Below are 19,399 nucleotides of genomic sequence, written 5' to 3' on the forward strand. Positions count from 1 at the left end.
CGGGCAACCGTATTCACGCACAGACCAGTTCCTTGCGGGGTTCGGGCAGCGGATTCTTCCGCGGCCGGCCCCGCGGCCGCTTGCGGGCCACGACGACACCACGGTCGATGATCTCCCCGCCCCACACGCCCCAGGGTTCCTCCCGCTCGAGAGCGGCGTCGAGACACTGGGCACGCACCGGGCAGCCCGCACACAGCGTCTTGGCGTACTCGAGATCGGCCGGGGTCTCAGCGAACCAGAGGTCGGGGTCGTTGTCGTGGCACGGCAGGGTGTCGCGGTCGCGGTCGTTGCGGGAGACCGCGAAAGTGTCGCTGCGCGACAGGATGTCGGTACAACGCATCTCGTCTCCTTCCGTTCGGTTCGGCAGGCTCGACGGGTATTCGCTCGGCACGTGAGCTCCTTCGTTGGTTCGGTGGAATGCGATGCGAACCCGGCCGGAGAACGAGAAAGGCCACGGTCCGCTGGGCGGGGTCCGTGGCCTGGAGGAGACGAAAGGTCTACCGGGAAACAGTTCCCGATCGACTTCCGACCACGGACGAGACGGCGGCGGCGTGCACACGTCGGCGTGCACGCGGCGCGGCTGCCACTGCGGGTGCCACAGATGTGGCGGTGCGAGTGGTAGCGGCGGCCCCAGCGACACGAGGGGCCGCTGCCGCTGCAAAAGCATCGAAACCGAGCATCGGGGCCACCTCACTTTCTCGTCGCGCACGGACCGTCTCCCGTGACATCGTCATCCAGACTAGATTCGTGAGCACGATCGGCACAAGTTATTTTCTACCTGCGGTTTCGTGCCGCGTTCTTCGTCCCCGCACCAAAGTCGGAGGGCATGTCCCTCGCGACCACGAGACTCCTGCCCGACCTCGACGAGGCCGAACGCCTCGTCCTCGGGCTCGATGCGTTGCGCGCCGACGACGGCTCGAACAAAAGCACCTTCCGGGTGTTCCGCGACCGGCCGGGCACTACTTCTGCCTGTGCGCCGAATGAACACGGTCGGGTAGTCGTCAGAGGTCGAGGGTGTCGACGGTGCGCTCCCCCCGCACGAGGGCGAGCACGTCGGCACCGTACTGCTCGAGCTTCTTCGCCCCGATCCCCGGGATGGCGACCAGCGCACGATCGTCGCGCGGCTGCTGTTCGGCGATCGCGACGAGGGTGTTGTCGCTGAAGACGACGTAGGCCGGAACCTTCATCTCCTTCGAACGCTCCCGGCGCCATTCCTTGAGCGCGACCAGCAGATTCTCGTCGAGATCGGATGGGCAACCCTCGCAGCGGCCGAGCATGGTCGAGGTGGTTCCCATGAGCGGCTTGCCACAGACGCGGCATTGCGGGCGCTTCTTCCGCGGGGAGGACGGTTCGGCGATCTTCGACGCGGGTGAACTGTCGGGGATGAGCCCGTGAAGGAATCGAGAGCGTCGCCGCGACCGACGTCCGCCCGCCGTGCGGGACAACGCCCACGACAGTTGCAGGTGCACACGGGCTCGGGTGACACCGACATAGAGCAGCCGCCGTTCCTCCTCGATGCCGGCCTCGTCGGGCGGTGTGTCCTTGTCGCCGGTGACATGAGTGATCGGCAGGGTGCCGTCGGTGAGTCCGACGAGGAAGACGGCGTCCCATTCGAGGCCCTTCGCCGCATGCAGCGACGCGAGGGTGACGCCCTGGACCGTCGGTGGCTGGCGCGCCTCGGCACGGGCCGCGAGATCGCGCAACAGACCCTGCAGATCGAGATCGGGTTCGTGCTCGAGCAGTTCCTCGGTGAGCTGCACGAGCGCGACGAGCGACGCCCAGCGCTCGCGTGCCTGCGCACCCACCGGTTCGGTGTCGGTCAGGCCCAGCGGCACCAAGGTGGCCCGGACGAGACTGCGCAGCCCGGCACTGCGACCGGCATCCTCCGGCAGGTCGTCGCGCGTACCCACCTGACGCAGGGCGTTGACCGCCTGCCGGACCTCCGCGCGGTTGAAGAAACCTTCACCGCCGCGCACCTGGTACGGGATACCCGCCTGCGTGAACGCCTGCTCGTAGGCCTCGGACTGGGCGTTGATGCGGTAGAGCACCGCGATCTCGGCCGCCGGGACCCCCTTGCCCATCAGCTTCGCGACGGCCTTGGCGACCGCCTGCGCTTCGGCGGGTTCGTCGTCGAACTCGGCGAAGGTGGGCTCCGGCCCGGACGGACGCTGACCGATGAGCTGGAGCCGGGTGCCGGCGATGCGGCCCCGCGCCGCACCGATCACGCGGTTGGCGAGGTCGACCACCTCCGGCGTGGAGCGGTAGTCGCGTTCGAGGCGCACGACCGTGGCGTCGGGGAACCGGCGGGAGAAGTCGAGCAGGTGCTTCGGGGTGGCGCCCGTGAACGAGTAGATGGTCTGGTTGGCGTCGCCGACCACCGTGAGGTCGTCGCGCGCGCCGAGCCACGCGTCGAGCACGCGCTGCTGCAGCGGCGTGACGTCCTGGTACTCGTCGACGACGAAGCAGCGGTAGCGGTCGCGGAACTCCTCGGCCACCGCGAGGTTGTCCTCGAGGGCCGCGGCGGTGTGCAGCAGCAGGTCGTCGAAGTCGAGATACATCCCGTCGCCCGACCGGGTCTTGAGCTGCTCGTACGTCTCGTAGACACGCGCGACCCGCTCGGGATCGGCCGGTGGGGTGCGGTGGGCGCGGGCGGCCGCGGCGGGATAGTCCTCGGGCGCGACGAGCGTGCCCTTGGACCATTCGATCTCGGACAGCAGGTCGCGCACGGTGTCGGTGTCGGTCGGGAAGCCGCACCGGTGCGCCGCCTGCGAGACCGCCGCGAACTTGCGATCGAGCAGTTGCCAGGGTGTGTCGCCGACCACCTGCGGCCAGAAGTACCGCAGCTGCCGCAGCGCAGCGGCGTGGAAGGTGCGGGCCTGCACCTGCGTACCGTCGCCACCGATGCCCAGGGCGCGTAGGCGGGAACGCATCTCCCCTGCCGCGCGGGCGGTGAAGGTGACGGCGAGGACTTGGCTCGCGGAGACGTGACCGGCCGAGACGAGATGGGCGATGCGGCGGGTGATCGTGCGGGTCTTGCCGGTACCGGCGCCGGCGAGCACGCAGACCGGCCCGCGTGGGGCGAGCACCGCTGCTGCCTGCTCGGGGTCGAGACCGTCCACCACATCCGCACACATGGCCTCCATCATGACAGCGACCGCCGACAGCGCAGCCCACCGGTGAGATCACCCGGTGTGGTGAGGACCACAGCTCACCCCGCCGCGGAACATGTTCGGCGGCTGTGATGTTCTCGAAGACATGACGCCCACCGACGCACCCGCCCTCACCGTCTACTCCACCACCTGGTGCGGTTACTGCAGGCGGCTGAAGACCCAGCTCGACCAGAACGGCATCCCATACGCCGAGATCGACATCGAGTCGGATCCGGCCGCCGCGGAGTTCGTCGGCAGCGTCAACAACGGCAACCACGTGGTGCCCACCGTCAAGTTCGCCGACGGCAGCACCGCGACCAACCCGTCGCTCGCCGAGGTCCAGCGCGCTCTGGGTCTGTAGCTCCCGCTCTTCCGGTAAGGCCGGTCGCGTTCGTCGCGGCCGGCCTCCCCCGTATCCGGGCCCGACTCGATCCTGTGCCTCTACCGCAGTGCCCTCTACCGCAGTGCCCTCTACCGCACGGCCTGCTACTCCTTGGCCCAGCCCTCGAGCATCCCGCGCGCAATGGAGATCGAACCGGGCAACAACAGCGGGGCGTCCTCGGCGGACGCCCAGTCGCCAGTCGCCAGCGCCGCACGGACCTCGTCACGAGTGAACCACCGCGCCTCGGTGATCTCCCCGTCGCGGAAGTCCAGCGCCTGCTCGGGATCGGCGATCGCCGCGAATCCGAGCATGAGCGATCGAGGGAACGGCCAGGGCTGACTGCCGAGATACCGCACGTCGCGCACCTCGACACCGACCTCTTCACGGATCTCCCGCACCACGCACGATTCGAGCGACTCACCGGCTTCGACGAAGCCTGCGAGAACGGAGAAGCGCCGCTCGGGCCACACCGGTTGCCGGGCGAGCAGCACCCGGTCGTGTCCGTCGTGTACGAGGCAGATGATCGCCGGGTCGGTGCGAGGGAACTCCTGGTGTCCGGTCTCGGTGCTGATCCGCGACCAGCCGGACATCGTCGGACGGGTGGGCGAGCCGTCGACCGCGCTGTAGCCGGCGTTGTCGTGCCAGTTCAGCAACGCGACCGCGCTGACCATCAGATCGGCGTCGGCATCGTCGAGACGCTCGCCGATGTGCCGCAGATCGGCCACCGTGCCCGTCTGCGCCAGGACGCGAGACGCCCAGACGTGGTGTCCGTCGCGGATACCCAGGAAGATCGCGCCCTCGACCGGTTCGGGACCGAGTTCGGACGCCTCACCGAGCACGAGCGCGTTGTCGGAGACACGGACCTGGTTGCGACGATCGACCCGCAGGAGTTTCGCACCGGCCCAGCCGGCGCGCAGGGCGTCCTCGTCCGAACGCAGTTCCTCCGCCCGGTCGACGACGGTACGTGAGAGCAGCGGGGTACCCGACAGAGCGAAACCGGTCACATCAGCACCCTAGCCACGCATGGCGCCCGGCGACGAACCCACCAGCCGGATGTAGAGCAGTTTGTCGTTCGCTTCGAGCGCGTCGACCTCGGGCGAACCGATCCGCCACATCCGCCCGTCGCGGACGACGGCGAGCACGATGTCCTTGAGATGCCGCGGGGATCCCCCGACCTCGCTGGGGTCGACATCGCGTTCGGTGATGGCGAACCCGGCTTCCGGGGTGAGCAGGTCCTCGATCATCTCGACAACGTTCGGCGTGGTCGTGGCGATGCCGAGCAGTCGCCCCGCCGTCTCCGACGAGATGACCACCGAGTCGGCACCGGACTGACGCAGCAGGTGGGTGTTCTCCGACTCGCGGATGGCGGCGACGATCTTCGCGCGCGGGGCGATCTCGCGGGCGCTGAGGGTCACGAGCACCGCGGTGTCGTCGCGGTTCGCGGCGACGATCACCGCCGACGCGTGCTGCACCCCGGCGAGCCGGAGCACATCGGACTTCGTCGCCGAACCCTGGACCGTCACGAGGCCCTGGCCGGCCGCGGACTCGAGAACCACCGGATCGGTGTCGACCACGACGATCTCGGACGGGGGTACCCCGTCGCCGAGCATCGCGTCGACTGCGGTACGGCCCTTGGTGCCGTAACCGATGACGACGGTGTGATTACGCACGCGGCGCCTCCAACGCTGGATCTTGAATGCTTGCCGGGAACTCTCGGTCAGTGCCGACAGAGTGGTACCGACGAGCACGATGAGGAAGAACACCCGGAGCGGGGTGATCAGCAAGATGTTGATCAGGCGCGCTTCGGGTGTGAACGGGGTGATGTCGCCGTAGCCGGTGGTCGAGAGCGAGACCGTGGCGTAGTAGACGCAGTCCAGCAGCGACAGTTCGTCGCCCTGGGCGTCGCGGTAGCCATCGCGATCGAGGTAGACCACGACGACCGCGAGGAACAGCGCCGCGAACGCGTAGCCGATGCGACGCGCGATCGCGAGTCCGGGACTCGTCTGTTCCTGGGGTACGCGCAGCACACCGACGAGCGCGAAGTCGGGGCGCTCGGTGAGCTGATCGGAGCGGCTGAACCGCGCACGCAACCTCCCGGGCATCGCGGTGTCCCACCTTCCTGCTGTCGGCCCCCACTGGTGGCCACCCTCGGTCGTCGCGGTACCGAACGAACTGCGCCCGATACCGGATCGCAGCGTACCGCCGCGCGCTAGTGTGGCACGCATGTCCACGAAAGCGTCGCAGCGCTCTGCGATCCGGCTGGCAGGTCTACTTCTCGGCGTGGGGGTCCTGCACTTCGTGCGACCGGAACCGTTCGACGGCATGGTGCCCCGCGCCCTGCCGGGTGATGCCCGCACCTACACCTACGCCTCGGGGGTCGCGGAGATCGCCGTCGCCGGCGCGCTCGCCGTGCCGCGCACCCGGCGCCTCGGCGGTTCCCTGGCCGCGGCGCTGTTCCTGGCGGTCTTCCCCGCCAACGTGCAGATGGCCGTGACGTGGCTGCGCAGCCCGAAGCTCTCCCCCGCCGCCAAGGCGGTGTCGCTCGCCCGGCTCCCGCTGCAGGTCCCGCTCGTCACCGAGGCACTGAAGGTCCGCCGCACATCCTCCCGCTGAGCTGACCATACGCGGTGAGTGAGGTCACAGCGAGCGGGTATGCGTCGGTATGGACACCGCACGTGGTCTGAAGGTGGTCGTCGTCGGCGCGACCGGAAATCTGGGAACCGGGATCGTCGAGGCGCTCGGACGCGAACCCGACGTCGCCGAGATCGCCGGCGTCGCGCGACGACCGACGGAATGGACGTCCCCCAAGGCGACCTTCACGGTCGCCGACACCACCACCGACGACTTCCGCCCCATCGTGCGGGGCGCGGACGCGGTGATCCACCTGTCCTGGCTGTTCCAACCCACGCACCGCCCGGAGGTGACCTGGGAGAACAATGTGCTCGGCGCGATCTCTGTCTTCGAGGCGGCTGCCGCGGAGAAGGTTCCCGCGCTGATCTACTCGTCGTCGGTCGCGGCCTATTCGCCCGGACGCTCGACGGATCGCGTCACCGAGGACTGGCCCACGCACGGGTGGCCGGGTGCCGCCTATCCCCGCGAGAAGTCGTATCTGGAACGTTTTCTCGACACCCTCGAACTGCGGGCGCCGGAGATGCGCATCGTACGGATGCGGCCCTACTTCCTCTTCAAGCGCGAATCGGCGACCTCACAGCGACGCCTGTTCGTCGGCCCCCTGCTCCCGGGAAACCTGCTGCGCAGCGGACTGCTCCCCGTGATGCCGCTGGTCGAGGATCTGCGTGCCCAGGTACTGCACACGAGCGACGTGGCCGACGCCTTCGTCCGTGCGACCGTCCGGCCCGTCCGCGGCGCGTTCAACCTCGCCACGGAACCGCCCGTGGACGGCGCGTTCCTGGCAGAGATGTTCTCCGCCAGGAAGATCCCCGTACCGCGTGCAGCACTCCGCAAGGCCGTGCGGGCGGCCTGGCACGCGCATCTCGTTCCGGCCTCCCCCGGCCTGCTCGATACCGTGCTGCAACTTCCATTGCTCGACAGCACGCGCGCCCGCACAGAACTGGGCTGGGAACCGCAGTATTCGCCGCCCGAGATCCTCGAGGAATTCCTGTCGGGACTGCGGGAGGGAGCCGGGATGCCCACCGCTCCCCTTGCACCCGATACCGCCGGACGCCGGGCACACGAAGTGGCCACCGGTATCGGGCAGCGCCCCTGAGGTTGCGTCACTCGCCGTCGGCACGCCCTCGCAGATTCCCCGCCTCGAGCACGAGGCGTTCGAGCATCGCCGCATTCGGCAGTTCCTCGGGCGCGACGGTGCGTCCGGTGCGGACGTAGTGGAAGGCCGCTCGGACCTTGTGCAGCGGCAGTTCGGCCGGTCGGCCGGTGAGCCGCTCGGTCCGCGCTGCCATCAACTGGGCCCAGGCGAGCCGGTAGGCGGCGAGCTGCACACCCACCGCGGCGAGCTTCTCGCCTTCCGGTTCGGCGCCGGTCTTCCAGTCGATGACCGTCCAACCGCCGTCCGGATCCTCGAAGACGGCGTCGATACGTCCGCGGATCACGGTGCCGCCCAGGGCCGTTTCGAACGGCACCTCGACCTCGACGGGGTTGCGCGACGCCCACTTCGACCGCAGGAATGCCTCCTGGAGCCGGTCGAAGTGCGAATCGTCGCCGTCCTCGTCGTCGGCACCGGGAAGCTCGTCGAGGTCGAGCAGGCGCGTCGCGCCGAATCTGCGCTCGAGCCACGCGTGGAAGGCGGTGCCGCGACGCGCGAGCGGATTGGGCCGGAACGGCAACGGACGACGCAGACGCGCGGCGAGGGCGTCGGGATCGGTGGCGAGATCGACGAGTTGGCTGACTGACAGCTGTGCGGGCAGCACCACCTCGGCGCTCTGCTCGGCGCGCTGTTCGCGTTCGGCCAGGAGCGCATCGACGTCGGTGGCCCACTCGTCGGGATCGTCGTCGTATTCGGTCGGGAGGTCGGTCCGGTCGAACTCGGCGAGGACCAGTGCCGCGCCGCGTTCGACCTCGGTGCGCCGGGCACCGAGCGGGTCGCGCGGCCACAGTGCGCTGCGCGGTGAGGCCGTGAGCGGGTTCTCCTCCTCCGGTTCGGGTTCCGGAGCCCAGTGGTCGATCGCACCGAGTTCGGGCCGGGCCGTGACGATCTCGTGCAGTTCCTCGAGGAACTGCGAGGGTCCCTTCGGTTCGGATCCGGTGTCTGCCCAGTGGTGGGCGGAGACGAACAGTGTTCGTTCGGTGCGGGTGAGAGCGACGTAGAACAGCCGACGGTCCTCGTCGAGCTTGCGGCGCTTGAGCGCGTCCTTGTGGGAGTCGATGGCCCGCTCGAGCATCTTGCGATCGGAGAGGTCGTCGAGCTCGAGCACGGGCACACCGTCGGTGCTGCCCGGATCGTCGGCGGGCAGCACCCGGTCGCCCCGCAAGTGCGGGGGAAGTTCGGTCGTCGAACCGAGCCAGGTCGCGGCGGCGGTGGAGGATGGGAAGACCCCGGCAGCGACATGTGGGACGGCGACGACCTCCCATTCGAGGCCTTTCGCGGAGTGGACGGTGAGAACCTGCACGCGGTCGGGGTCGACTTCCACCTCACCGGGCGCGAGCCCCTGCTCGATCTCCTCCGCCGCCGCGAGATAGGACAGCAAACCGGGCAGGGTCGCGTTGGTCCGCCCCGCGTAGGACGCGACGACCGAGGCGAAGGCGTCGAGATGCTCGCGGCCGGCGACACCGCGTCGGCGGCCCACGCGGGCCTCGGTCTCGATGCCGATACCGAGCACACGCTCGACCTCGGCGACGAGTTCGGTGAGCGGCTGGCCGAGCCGCTCGCGCAGGGAGGTCAGCTCGCGACCGAGCGCGACGATGCGCGCGTAGCCGAACTTCGAATAGCGGCTGCTGTCGCCGGGATCGGAGATCGCATCAGCGAGACCGGCCTGGTCGGCATATTCACCGGGCAGCGCCGAATCGAGGGCGTCCTCGAGCGCGTCGGGATCGGTCACCGCACCGGCGACACCCCAGCGTCCCGCGATGGCCAGTTCCTGGGCGCGCTCCCACAGTGCCTTCAGGTCGGCGGCACCGAGCTGCCAGCGGGCGCCGGTGAGCACCCGCACAGCTGCGCTCCCGGCCAGCGGATCCGCCGCCAGGCGCAGCATCGCGAGCACGTCGGCGACTTCGGGCGTGTGCAGCAACCCGCCGATGCCGACGACCTCGACCGGAAGGTCGCGGGCGCGCAGCGCCTCGGCGATCGGAGCGGCGTCGGCGTTGCGTCGGACGAGGACCGCAGCGGTCGGCGGTGTGCGTCCGGCCTCGCGGGCGGCGGCGTACTCGTCGGCGATCCGGTCGGCGACCCAGTCGCGTTCCACCGCGACGTCGGAGTGCAACGCGAGGCGGACGTCGCCGGCGGCCGCGTCGGGGCGGGGACGCAACCGGCTGACCGACACCCCGCGATCGCGCAGAGGTTCGGACGAGACGTTCGCCAGTTCGAGGGCCTGCGGCGGATTGCGCCAGCTGGTGAGCAGTTCGCGGGTGGGTGCCGGCTCGCCGTCGGCCGCCGGGAAGTCGGTCGCGAACCGCGGCAGGTTGGCGGCCGACGCGCCGCGCCAGCCGTAGATGGACTGCATGGGATCGCCGACCGCGGTGACCGCGAGACCGGGATCGGCGCCACCGCCGAACAGGGCGGCGAGCAACACGCGCTGGGCGTGTCCGGTGTCCTGGTACTCGTCGAGCAGCACAGCCCGGAATCGTTCCCGCTCCCCGGCTCCCACCTCGCGGTGATCGCGGGCGACCCGCGCGGCGAGCGACATCTGGCTCCCGAAGTCGAGAGCACCTTCGCGGCGCAGTGTCTCGGACAGCCGTTCGACGAGCGGAAGCAACTGCAACCGCGCGTGCTGGGTTTCGAGGTAGCCGAGCAGCGTCTTCGACGGTGCTCCGCGCTGCCCCGGGCCGGGCGGGAGGGTGTGCACCAGCTGTTCGAGTTCGACGTGGGCGTCGCGCAGCAGATCCGGCTCGACGAGGTGCTCGGAGAGCTGGCCGGACAGGGCGAGAACGGCCTCGGTCACCGATGCGGGATTGCGGTCGGTGTCGAGTTCGCCGTCCCACGAGCTCACCACGCGGTGCGCGACCTGCCACAGCTCGGTCTCGGACAGCAGCGTCGCCGACGGTTCGATGGGCAGCAGCAGACCGTGCTCGGTGAGCAGGCGACCGGCGTATGCGTGGTATGTGCTCACCTCCGGTTCGCTGCCGAGGATCCGTGCGCGCAACCCGCCGCTCGGATCGAGGTCGCGCAGGAGCGCCGATCCGGCGAGCTTGGCCAGGCGCGCCCGGATGCGGGCCGTGAGCTGCTGCGCGGCCTTACGCGTGAAGGTCAGGCCCAGCACCTGCTCGGGTTCGACGAGACCGTTGGCGACGAGCCACACCACCCGCGCGGCCATCGTCTCGGTCTTGCCGGCACCGGCCCCGGCGACGACCAGCATCGGGCCGGGCGGGGCCTCGATGACGGCGGCCTGCTCGGTCGTCGGCGGTAACTGTCCCAGTGCCTCCGCCAGGCGCTTCGCGCTCACCCGTGGTGCACTCATTCCCCTGTCACCTGCCTGCCTTCGTCGTGTGCCGGGCAGCTCGACAGCACCGGGCAGTGCCGGCACCCGTCGTTGACCCTCGCAACGAAGCGGGGGCCACGGGTCGCGGCCGCCGCGTCGTGGATGATCTCCCGCCACTGCGCGAGACCGTCCTCGTCGAGGGGCGGTTGCACGCGCTGCGTCGCGCCTTCCTTGTTGTGCGGCTTCGCCACGAAGACCAGGCGCGCGCCACCGGGCTCCGATGCCGGTTCGCCCTCGATCGCGCCGGCCGCCGCGGCCACCTGGTAGGCGGCGAGCTGGGCATGATCGCGCGCGGCGTCCTTCGACACCGGGTTCTTCGCGGTCTTGACGTCGATGACGACCGGGCGGCCCTCGGCGTCGCGTTCGAGCCGGTCGATGCGACCACGGAGCCGCACGCGGGGCTTGTCGTCGGAATCGGGTTCGAGGATGCCGTCGACCTTGATCTCGACGCCGATCTCGGTGAGCTCTCCGCGTGTGCCCTGCAGCCACGTCGAGAAGGTGTCGAGCATGCGGCGGGTGCGTTCGAGCTCGCGGCGGGCATACCATTCGGCACCCAGATCGACCGAGTCCCATGCCTTCTCGAGGGCCTGGTCGATGCGGTCGGGAGGGATCCGCCCGGCGAGCGCCTGGACGAGGGTATGTACCAGCGTGCCGGTGACGGCATGGCTGTTCTCGCCGTCGGAACCGCCGTGGCGCTCGAACATCCACCGCAGCGGACACGTCGTGAGCTGTTCGACCGTGGACGGCGACAATCGCACCGCGTCGTCGTCGGGATCCCACAGCGGGTCGGCGGTGCTGGGATCGGCCGTGCCGTACCAGTCGTCGGGGTGGGCGCCGCGCACCCCGGCGCGCGCGAGCCGCGCGAGTTGCTGGGCGGCTCGCTGCTGTCGTTCGGGTTCGGTCTCGGCGATCTCGGGATCGCAGACCACGCTGCGCAGTTCGGCGACGAGGGCGGGCAGGGCCAGCACGCGGGTGCGGACCTCGTCGGGCACCGGTTCGGCCAGGAGGTCGTCGGACGCGTCGAGGTCGTCGGTGCCGACACCGCGCAGTTCGTCGACGAAACGGGACCGGACCAGTTCGCTGTCGCCGCTCACCGAATCGACGGCGGTCACCAGAAGGTGGGTGCGGGCGCGACTGCACGCCACCAGGAACAGGCGCCGCTCCTCGGCGAGCAGCGGTGCGGTGCGGGAGAGCCGCGCACCGGCCTCGTCGCCGCCGTCGGCACCGGAGACCGCGTCGATCAGGGCCTCGATGCCGAGCAGGGTGCCGCGGGCGCGCAGGCTCGGCCACAGCCCTTCCTGGACACCGGCGACCACCACGACGTCCCATTCGCGACCGGCGGCGGAGTGCGCGCTGACGACCGTGACCGCTTCGGATTCGGCGGCGACACGGGTGCGAGCCGTCGCAGGGATCTCCTGCTCGGTGAGATAGTCGACGAACCCGGCGATGTGTGCGCGGGGCAGACGGTCGACGTAGTCGGCGGCGGCGTCGAACAGAGCCACGACGCCGTCGAGATCGCGGTCGGCCTGCGCCCCGATCGGCCCACCCCAGGCCGACGCGGCGGCCCATCGCCGTTCGAGTCCGGTGGCCTGCCATGCCTCCCACAGCACGTCCTCGAGACCGCCCCCGCGCAGCGCCGCCGAGCGGGCCTTGCGCAGCACACCGAGCACCTTCCTCAGCGGTGCCGCCTCGACGTCGGTCAGCCCGCGGATCAGATGCGAGTTCCCGGCGGTGTCGTCGCCCTCGGTGAGCAGGATGCGCAGCAGTTCGGCGGAGTCGCGGTCGTTGCCCGATGCTAGCTCGACCCGCCGCAGACCACGCCGCAGTCTCCGCAGCGCGACCGGTTCGGCACCGCCGATGGGCCCGGACAGCAGGGCAAGTGCTTCGTCCCCGCCGAAGCCACTGTCGGATACCGCGCGCAGCACGAGCAGCAGTCCCGCGACGCTGTGCTGGCGGGCCAGCGGGAGTTCGGAGGCGGCGGTCGTCATCGGGACGCCCGCCGCGAGCAGCGCGCGACGCAGCGGCGCGAGTACCCGCGGCACGGACCGGACAACGATCGCCATGCGCGACCACGGCACACCGTCGACGAGATGGGACCGGCGCAGGGTGTCGGCGACCAGTGCCGCCTCCTTGGCCTGCGACGAGCACACCGCCACGCGGACCTGCCCCGGATCGCCCTCCTCGACGCGGTGCCCGGCCATACCCCGGTGCGGCGGCAGGCCCGGCAGTCTGCGGGTGATCCCGTCGGCGAGGGACGCCACCTCGGGAGCGGCGCGATGGTTGACACCCAACACGATGCGGCGCGATCCGTCGGCCTCGCCGAGGCTCTCGAGGAAGGAGGTGTCGGCGCCGCGGAAGCCGAAGACGGCCTGATCGGGGTCGCCGGCGATCGTGCTCGTGCGGGTGCCGGTACCGATCACGCGGACCAGGTCGGCGGCCTGCGGATCGAGATGCTGGGCGTCGTCGACGAGCAGGTGGCGGATGCGGCCGCGCTCGGCGGCCAGCAGATCGGGATCGGTCGCGAACGCCGCGAGCGCCGCGCCGACGAGTTCGGCCGCGTCGAGTGCCGGAGCGGTGGCCTCCGGAGCTTCGAGACCGACGGCACCGCGAAGCAGCATCACCTGCTCGTAGCGCTCCGCGAAACGCCCGGCCGCGACCCATTCGGGCCGATTGCGGCGCTCCCCGAGCGCGACCAGATCCTCCGGGCCGAGACCGCGCTCGTTGGCGCGCAACATCAGGTCGCGCAGTTCGACGGCGAAGCCCGTCATGCCCAGTGCCGGACGCAACCGCTCGGGCCACATCCCGGCGCCGTCATCGATGTCGCCGCGCAGCAGTTCGCGCAGCACGGCGTCCTGTTCGGCGCCGGTGATCAGACGGGGCGGCGGATTGCCGTGCGCCGAGGCCTGCAACCGCAGCACCGCGAAGGCGTAGGAGTGGACGGTACGGACGAGCGGCTCGCGTGTGGCGCGGGGCACTGCCCCGTCGCCGAGCGCGATCAGACCGGCCGTGATCGCCTCGCGCACGGCGGTGGCGGCCCGCCGCGAATGCGTGAGGATGAGCACCGACTCGGGATCGGCGCCGGAGGCGATGCGGTGGACCGCGAGGTCGACCAGCAGGGACGTCTTGCCCGTGCCGGGACCGCCGAGGACCTGCCACGGCCGCCAGCGGAGGGAGGGCGGGGCGTCGTCGAACAGCACGCGCACGTCGTCGGGCCACTCGCGGGCCACCGGCGTCTCGGCGGACCTGCGCACGAGGCGCGCGGCCGGGCGGCGGACGCGATCGGGGATCTGCGGTTCGGACATGCGCGAGACGGTGGCGGGCAGGTCGGTGACCTGCGCCCGTGGTGGGTGCAGGTCGGGGATGCCGGTATCGACGTCGAGCATGACCCCATCCCACCAGACGGGTACGACAGCGTCCGGGGCACACCGCGGAGTCACGACTGGGATAGTGGTCGGCGTGAGTGCCACGGATCTTCTGCACACCCATCTGTTCGGCCCCGTCGACGGACCGGAGGTCCTCGCCCTGCACGGACTCACCGGTCACGGCCGACGCTGGCGGAACCTCGGCGAACGACACCTGCCCCACCTGCGGTTCGTCGCTCCGGACCTCCGGGGTCACGGCCGGTCGCCGTGGACTCCCCCGTGGTCGTTCGAGGCGCACATCGCCGACCTGAAGGCCGTGCTGGACGCACACACCACCGGTCCCGTCACCGTGGTGGGCCACTCCTTCGGTGGTGCCCTCGCGCTGCATCTCGCCGCCGCGGTGCCCGACAGGGTGCGGGCGCTGGTACTCCTCGATCCGGCGATCGGCCTCCCGGCCGACCGGATGCTCGAGATCGCCGACCTCACCCTCCACAACCCCGACTACACGGACGAGGCGGAGGCGCGGGCCGAGAAGGTCCACGGCGACTGGGGCGAGGTGGCCCCCGAGTTGCTCGACGAAGAGATCGCCGAGCACCTCGTCGAACTCGACTCGGGGCGTGTCAACTGGCGGATCTGCGTACCTGCGCTGGTGACCTCGTGGGGGGAGCTGGCCCGCGGACCCGTCCTGCCGCCGGCCGGTATCCCGACGATCTTCGTGCAGGCCGGGAAGGTGCAACCCCCGTACACCACGTCAAATTTCCGTCGCGACCTGGCGGAACGACTCGGCGACGACCTGACCCTGCTCGAGTTCGACTGCGACCACATGATCGACCAGGCGCGTCCCGCCGAGACCGCCGAACTCGTGGCCCGGATGGTGTAGCGGGTGGTCACCACGGACGAGCAGATCGAGCGGGTCCGCGAACTCGTGGCCTCCGTGCCCGCAGGCCGGGTCGCGACCTACGGCGACATCGCCGGTGCCGCGGGCCTGTCGAGTGCACGCACCGTCGGATGGATCATGCGGACCGATTCCGCCGACCTGCCGTGGCACCGCGTGGTCCCGGCGTCCGGGCGACCGGCCTCGCACCTCGCGCGCCGGCAACTCGCGCGTCTCGAACTCGAGGGCGTCCCGATCTCCGGCGACCGGATCGATCTCACCCGTGCTCGACACCGGTTCCCGCCGGGCTCAGGCGAGCACGGCGGCGAGCCACGCGCAGACGACGAGTAGGTCCGGTCCCCGCGCCCACTGCCGGAGCAGATCGACCGGAATCTGCCCGACGGCCGTCTCGAGGATCAGACCGTCGTACCCGATCGGAGGTCGCGTGCGCATCCGATAGGCGGCCGCGCACCCACCGACGATGACGATCACGACGCTCGCCACCGACGCACTCCCGGCGAATCCCGTCACGGCACCGGCGACGACCGCGGCCGACCCCGGGACGGCCGAGAGTGCGCGACGCAGATACGTGTCGCTCGTACCGAGCAGGACGGCGAAATCGGGATCGCGGCTCACGTCGCGCAGACCCGCACCGAGGATCGTCGCCACGGTGAAGACGGCGACGAGCTGCACCACGACAGCGGCGGGCGGCGATACGACCGACATCAGCACCACGACGCCGAGCAGCGCCACGCACGCGACGAGCACGGGTGTGGGCCTACGGACATGGCGGAGCAGATCGGAACGGACGAGTGCCGCGATCCGGCGGCGCGGCAGGGCCCGCGAGCGGCGGGATCCGATGCGCAACCAGGCCTTCCGTTCGACCACGCCTGTCAGCAGCGAAGGATCGAGTGCCGTGAACGACGCCGACACACCGACCGCGGTGTCCGATCCCACCCTCCACTCCGGTGCAGCGATCCTGTCGCATCGACGCAACGCCGAGACCGCCGGTGCCGCAACGGCGATCCACGCCCCCACCACGAACAACGGTCCCGGCGGTGGCACCGCGACGCCGACGGCGGCGACCGTCACCACGCCCGGAACGGCGACGAGGCACGGCCCGACCACGACCCGCACGACCGCGGGCACGAGTACCCGGCACTGCACGAGCATCGGAAGGGCGACGGCACCGACACCGAGAGCGGCAGCGAGACATGTGAACGCGACGCGCCCCTCCGGGGTGGTCACGAACGTCGCGAACCGTCCCGCGAGAGCACCCGCGATTGCACCGCAGATCAGGAGCGCCGCGACTCTCGGGCGGAGTGCCGCACCGCGATCCACCGGTGTGGACAGCAGCCAGAACTCCGTCTCGGTACCGCACGTCACCGGACCTGCGGCCCGGGTGGACGCCGTCCCCGCAGCGACCGCGATCGCGACGACGGCCCATCCCCACGCCGAGGTGCACCCCGAATCGCGCACGATCGGGTCCCCGCACGCGAAGGTCGTCGCCGGAAGGGAGAACAACCACCACGCCAGGCCCCCGCCGACATACAAGCCGAGGACGACCAGCACAGCGAGGGCCGGACGATCCACCAGCGGCGCGCGCCGGCGCTCGAAGGCGTGACGGAGCGCGCGGAGGTCGCGCGCGCCGGGGACGGTTCCGGTCAGCTCCATCGGTCCGCCTCCACCACCTGGTCGGCGACCGCGTCCACCAGCGCGACATCGTGCGAGACCATCAGCACGGTGCCGCCCGCGCGCTTCTCGGCTTCCAGTGTGGACGCCAGCCACCGGCGACCGGCGTCGTCGAGATGCTGTTCGGGTTCGTCGAGGACGAGCAACCGCCGGGGCCGTACCAGCGCGGAGGCCAGCGCGAGCCGGCGGCGTTGCCCGCTCGAGAAGGTCAGCGGCAGTCGATCGGCCGACGCGGCGAGACCGACCTCCTCGAGGACCTGTGTCGCCGCGTCGAACGGGTCGGTCACGCCGTGACCGGTGGCGACGAGTTGCAGGTGTTCGTGCGCGGTGAGATGCGCGAATGTCGCCACGTCGCCGAGGACTGCGGCGACCTGCCGTCGCAGCGTCGGCGAGCTCTCGTCGACGGGGACGCCGTGGATCTCGACAACGCCCTCGTCGAGTCGGTCGACGCCGACGACGCATCCGAGCAGGGTGGACTTGCCGGTGCCGTTCGCGCCGATCACGGCGCAACATCGGCCGGGGGCGACGTCGACGTTCACCCCGGTGAAGACGGTCAGGTCACCGAACGAGCGGTGGGCGTTGCGGACGGACACGGCGGGTGTGCCGTGCGGATAGGGATCGAACATGGAAAATCTCCCGGTGTTCCTCGTCGGACGGAGTGTCGAGGGCGAGGACGGAACCGGGTGAGCGCGGACGTGGCCGTCCGGCGGTGTCGGGGTGGGAGTGGCGGCGGAACCCGCCGCGCAGACGTCGTTCCTCGGAGGTCGGGCCCCGGATGCTGCGACCGAATGCGAACAGCGGATCCTCCGCGGCGGCGACGAACGCGAGTGCTGCGACGACCACCACCAGCAGGCCGAGGAGCAATCCGGCGGTGTCGCCGGTGGAGACCGCGGTGACCGGAACGACCGCGGCGACGAGCCAGGACGTGAGGACGACGAACACCGCCGCGCCGTTCCGCCAGCCGAAGAACATACCCGGCAGTCTATCCGCGACACGGCAGTGCGATCGGTGCCGGACACGGCAGTGCGATCGGTTACAGCACAGCGAGTACAGACGATCACGAGCGCGGCGGATGAGGCAGCATGAAGACATGAGCACGCTCACCCACGTCGAAGCCGTGATCGTCGCGGGAGGCCGCGCGACCCGCATGGGAGGCGTCGACAAGCCCGCTCTGACCGTCGGCGGCCGCAGGATGCTCGACACCGCCCTGGGCGCGGTCGAGGGGTGCGCGCGGGTGACGGTGGTGGGTCCGCACCGCGACGATCTCGACCTCCACGTGCTGCAGATCCAGGAGACACCGCCCGGCGCGGGTCCGGTCGCGGCGCTGGCAGCGGCGGATCCGGTCGCCGATCTCGTGGTCACTCTCGCCGCCGACCTTCCGTTCGTCACACCGACGACGGTTGCGGCCCTGTTGGAGGCCCTGAACGAGGATGCGACGGCCGAGGCCGCCTTCGCGGTGGACGACACCGGCCGGGTGCAGTTCCTGCTCGCCGCGTGGCGGACACCGGCGCTGGCCGCGCGTCTGGACTCTCTCGGTGGAGACGTCGCGAACCGGCCCATGAAGGCGTTGTTGCCCGAGCGGTACGTCACCGTCTCGGTGTCCGAGGCGACCGACTGCGACACCCCTGCCGATCTGGAGGCGGCGCGCGCCGGATCCGCGACCGCCCGTGTGGCCGCCGATCCGGACCGGGCGCGGAGAATCCTACGGGAAGCGTTGTCGCCGTTGCCTTCCCGCACCGTTCTGGTCGAGGAGGCGCGGGGCGCCACATTGGCGGCTCCGCTCGTCGCGGTGGAGGCGTTGCCTCGCGTCCGCACCTCGGCGATGGACGGTTACGCGGTGGCGGGCGACGGACCGTGGTTGTTGCGCAACGAGATCCGCTACGCGGGCGACGGAGGCTCGCTCACGCTCGGCGACGGGGAAGCGGCCCGGATTGCGACGGGCGCCCACCTGCCGGCCGGCGCGACCGCCGTCGTGCGCGACGAGTTCGTCCGCGTGGAAGGCGGTCTCGTCAGTCGCCTGCCCGATGCGCCCGTGCGCGACGATGCGCGGCGCCGCGGGGAGGACTGGGAGTCGGGGACGGTCCTCGCCGAGGCCGGCACCGCCGTGAGCCCGGCGGTCGTCTCCGCGGCCGCCAGCGGTGAGGTCACCGAACTCCGGGTGCGAGGTCCTCTACGGGTACATATAGTGCTCACCGGCGACGAGATCCGACGCACCGGCCCTCTGCGCGAGGGGCAGACGCGCGACTCGCTGGGTCCGGTACTCCCGGACTTCGTCCGCTGGTGCGGCGCCACGGTGGTCGGTGAAGGGCATCTCCGCGACACCGCCGACGGATTCGATGCGTTGTTCACGGGCACCGATGCCGATGCGATCGTCATCGTGGGCGCGACGGGCGGTGGCGCCGCCGATCAGTTGCGCGGTGCGCTGGCGCGGGCCGGCGCGCAGGTGGTCGTCGAACGGGTGCGGTGCAAGCCCGGCGGATCACAGGTCGCGGCGACGCTGCCGGACGGCCGTGCCGTGCTGGGACTGCCCGGGAATCCGGTGGCGGCGGTGTCGACGCTGCTGGTGCTGCTGCCTGCGATCGTCGACGGCCGCACCCTCCGCACCCCGGCGACTCCTGTGACCGCTCCGCTGGCGAACGCCTCGGAGGTCGTCGGCGACATCACGCGGTTGCTCCCCGCCCGCCAGGACGTGCAGGGACGATGGTTGTGCGACAACACGATTCGTACCGCGCATCTCGCCGGCCTCGTCGGGCGCAGCGCGATCGCCGTGGTGCCACCGGGAGCGGTGGACGGCGACCGCGTCGAATTGCTGCCGCTCCCCCGCTGAT

Annotated in this window: 15 protein-coding genes; 6 read left to right on the top strand and 9 right to left on the bottom strand. The window is 70.8% G+C overall.

Annotated features, from left to right (window positions below; all coding sequences use genetic code 11):
- Positions 1 to 13: 13 nt before the first annotated feature.
- Together BO226_RS12635 and BO226_RS12640 are read right to left on the bottom strand one after the other, a co-directional pair.
- Positions 14 to 340: a WhiB family transcriptional regulator gene (locus BO226_RS12635; RefSeq protein WP_228044579.1), complete on the bottom strand. Its 327-nt coding sequence runs from the start codon at positions 338 to 340 to the stop codon at positions 14 to 16.
- A 661-nt stretch (positions 341 to 1,001) separates the two neighbouring features.
- Entirely contained in the window at positions 1,002 to 3,146 is a 2,145-nt protein-coding gene (locus BO226_RS12640; protein ID WP_071935392.1) for an ATP-dependent DNA helicase UvrD2, read from the bottom strand.
- A 109-nt stretch (positions 3,147 to 3,255) separates the two neighbouring features.
- On the opposite strand from BO226_RS12640, the gene BO226_RS12645 reads away from it, so the two are divergent.
- Positions 3,256 to 3,510 carry a mycoredoxin gene (locus tag BO226_RS12645; protein ID WP_024101470.1) on the top strand — a complete coding sequence of 85 codons (255 nt, stop codon included), beginning with the start codon at positions 3,256 to 3,258 and terminating at the stop codon, positions 3,508 to 3,510.
- A 125-nt stretch (positions 3,511 to 3,635) separates the two neighbouring features.
- Here BO226_RS12645 and nudC read toward each other — a convergent pair whose 3' ends face one another.
- A complete protein-coding gene (gene nudC / locus BO226_RS12650; RefSeq protein WP_071935393.1) occupies positions 3,636 to 4,535 on the bottom strand; it encodes an NAD(+) diphosphatase in 900 nt (299 codons plus the stop codon).
- A gap of 9 nt (positions 4,536 to 4,544) precedes the next feature.
- On the bottom strand, positions 4,545 to 5,633 hold the full coding sequence (locus BO226_RS12655; RefSeq protein ID WP_006550264.1) for a potassium channel family protein: 1,089 nt from the start codon (positions 5,631 to 5,633) through the stop codon (positions 4,545 to 4,547).
- Positions 5,634 to 5,754: 121 nt separating this feature from the next.
- Between BO226_RS12655 and BO226_RS12660 the strand changes: the two genes are divergently transcribed.
- Together BO226_RS12660 and BO226_RS12665 are read left to right on the top strand one after the other, a co-directional pair.
- The gene (locus tag BO226_RS12660; protein WP_033097208.1) at positions 5,755 to 6,144 is read left to right on the top strand and encodes a DoxX family protein; all 390 of its coding nucleotides are present in this window, start codon (positions 5,755 to 5,757) and stop codon (positions 6,142 to 6,144) included.
- A 49-nt stretch (positions 6,145 to 6,193) separates the two neighbouring features.
- A complete protein-coding gene (locus tag BO226_RS12665) occupies positions 6,194 to 7,258 on the top strand; it encodes an NAD-dependent epimerase/dehydratase family protein (RefSeq protein WP_071935394.1) in 1,065 nt (354 codons plus the stop codon).
- Positions 7,259 to 7,265: 7 nt separating this feature from the next.
- On the opposite strand, the gene BO226_RS12670 is transcribed toward BO226_RS12665, so the two are convergent.
- Both BO226_RS12670 and BO226_RS12675 read right to left on the bottom strand, forming a co-directional pair.
- A complete protein-coding gene (locus BO226_RS12670; protein WP_071935395.1) occupies positions 7,266 to 10,622 on the bottom strand; it encodes an ATP-dependent helicase in 3,357 nt (1,118 codons plus the stop codon).
- Positions 10,619 to 13,945: an ATP-dependent helicase gene (locus tag BO226_RS12675; RefSeq protein WP_071936433.1), complete on the bottom strand. Its 3,327-nt coding sequence runs from the start codon at positions 13,943 to 13,945 to the stop codon at positions 10,619 to 10,621. The genes BO226_RS12670 and BO226_RS12675 overlap by 4 nt, the downstream gene beginning before the upstream one ends.
- A gap of 154 nt (positions 13,946 to 14,099) precedes the next feature.
- Between BO226_RS12675 and BO226_RS12680 the strand changes: the two genes are divergently transcribed.
- Both BO226_RS12680 and BO226_RS12685 read left to right on the top strand, forming a co-directional pair.
- The gene (locus BO226_RS12680; protein ID WP_198040551.1) at positions 14,100 to 14,885 is read left to right on the top strand and encodes an alpha/beta fold hydrolase; all 786 of its coding nucleotides are present in this window, start codon (positions 14,100 to 14,102) and stop codon (positions 14,883 to 14,885) included.
- 3 nt (positions 14,886 to 14,888) lie between these two features.
- The gene (locus BO226_RS12685; protein WP_006550258.1) at positions 14,889 to 15,230 is read left to right on the top strand and encodes an MGMT family protein; all 342 of its coding nucleotides are present in this window, start codon (positions 14,889 to 14,891) and stop codon (positions 15,228 to 15,230) included.
- Here the strand turns inward: BO226_RS12685 and BO226_RS12690 are convergent.
- The 3 genes from BO226_RS12690 to BO226_RS12700 are packed head-to-tail and all read right to left on the bottom strand — an operon-like array spanning position 15,189 to position 17,543.
- Positions 15,189 to 16,553: a DUF6297 family protein gene (locus BO226_RS12690; RefSeq protein ID WP_071935397.1), complete on the bottom strand. Its 1,365-nt coding sequence runs from the start codon at positions 16,551 to 16,553 to the stop codon at positions 15,189 to 15,191. The genes BO226_RS12685 and BO226_RS12690 overlap by 42 nt on opposite strands.
- A complete protein-coding gene (locus BO226_RS12695) occupies positions 16,544 to 17,197 on the bottom strand; it encodes an ABC transporter ATP-binding protein (protein WP_064061587.1) in 654 nt (217 codons plus the stop codon). Before BO226_RS12695 ends, BO226_RS12690 begins: the two co-directional genes overlap by 10 nt.
- On the bottom strand, positions 17,130 to 17,543 hold the full coding sequence (locus BO226_RS12700) for a DUF6412 domain-containing protein (protein ID WP_071935398.1): 414 nt from the start codon (positions 17,541 to 17,543) through the stop codon (positions 17,130 to 17,132). The genes BO226_RS12695 and BO226_RS12700 overlap by 68 nt, the downstream gene beginning before the upstream one ends.
- A gap of 118 nt (positions 17,544 to 17,661) precedes the next feature.
- Between BO226_RS12700 and BO226_RS12705 the strand changes: the two genes are divergently transcribed.
- Entirely contained in the window at positions 17,662 to 19,398 is a 1,737-nt protein-coding gene (locus BO226_RS12705) for an NTP transferase domain-containing protein (protein ID WP_071935399.1), read from the top strand.
- Position 19,399 lies beyond the last annotated feature (1 nt).

The sequence above is a fragment of the Rhodococcus sp. 2G genome, assembly GCF_001886355.1.
In the GTDB taxonomy this organism is placed as follows: domain Bacteria; phylum Actinomycetota; class Actinomycetes; order Mycobacteriales; family Mycobacteriaceae; genus Rhodococcus; species Rhodococcus pyridinivorans.

Bases quoted from the DNA above. Each gene is read 5' to 3' on its own strand.
- BO226_RS12690 (WP_071935397.1), bottom strand. From the start codon at position 16,553: ATGGAGCTGACCGGAACCGTCCCCGGCGCGCGCGACCTCCGCGCGCTC.
- BO226_RS12645 (WP_024101470.1), top strand. From the start codon at position 3,256: ATGACGCCCACCGACGCACCCGCCCTCACCGTCTACTCCACCACCTGG.
- BO226_RS12675 (WP_071936433.1), bottom strand. From the start codon at position 13,945: ATGTCCGAACCGCAGATCCCCGATCGCGTCCGCCGCCCGGCCGCGCGC.
- BO226_RS12695 (WP_064061587.1), bottom strand. From the start codon at position 17,197: ATGTTCGATCCCTATCCGCACGGCACACCCGCCGTGTCCGTCCGCAAC.
- BO226_RS12640 (WP_071935392.1), bottom strand. From the start codon at position 3,146: ATGATGGAGGCCATGTGTGCGGATGTGGTGGACGGTCTCGACCCCGAG.
- BO226_RS12670 (WP_071935395.1), bottom strand. From the start codon at position 10,622: ATGAGTGCACCACGGGTGAGCGCGAAGCGCCTGGCGGAGGCACTGGGA.
- BO226_RS12705 (WP_071935399.1), top strand. From the start codon at position 17,662: ATGAGCACGCTCACCCACGTCGAAGCCGTGATCGTCGCGGGAGGCCGC.
- BO226_RS12660 (WP_033097208.1), top strand. From the start codon at position 5,755: ATGTCCACGAAAGCGTCGCAGCGCTCTGCGATCCGGCTGGCAGGTCTA.
- BO226_RS12700 (WP_071935398.1), bottom strand. From the start codon at position 17,543: ATGTTCTTCGGCTGGCGGAACGGCGCGGCGGTGTTCGTCGTCCTCACG.
- BO226_RS12655 (WP_006550264.1), bottom strand. From the start codon at position 5,633: ATGCCCGGGAGGTTGCGTGCGCGGTTCAGCCGCTCCGATCAGCTCACC.
- BO226_RS12665 (WP_071935394.1), top strand. From the start codon at position 6,194: ATGGACACCGCACGTGGTCTGAAGGTGGTCGTCGTCGGCGCGACCGGA.
- BO226_RS12635 (WP_228044579.1), bottom strand. From the start codon at position 340: ATGCGTTGTACCGACATCCTGTCGCGCAGCGACACTTTCGCGGTCTCC.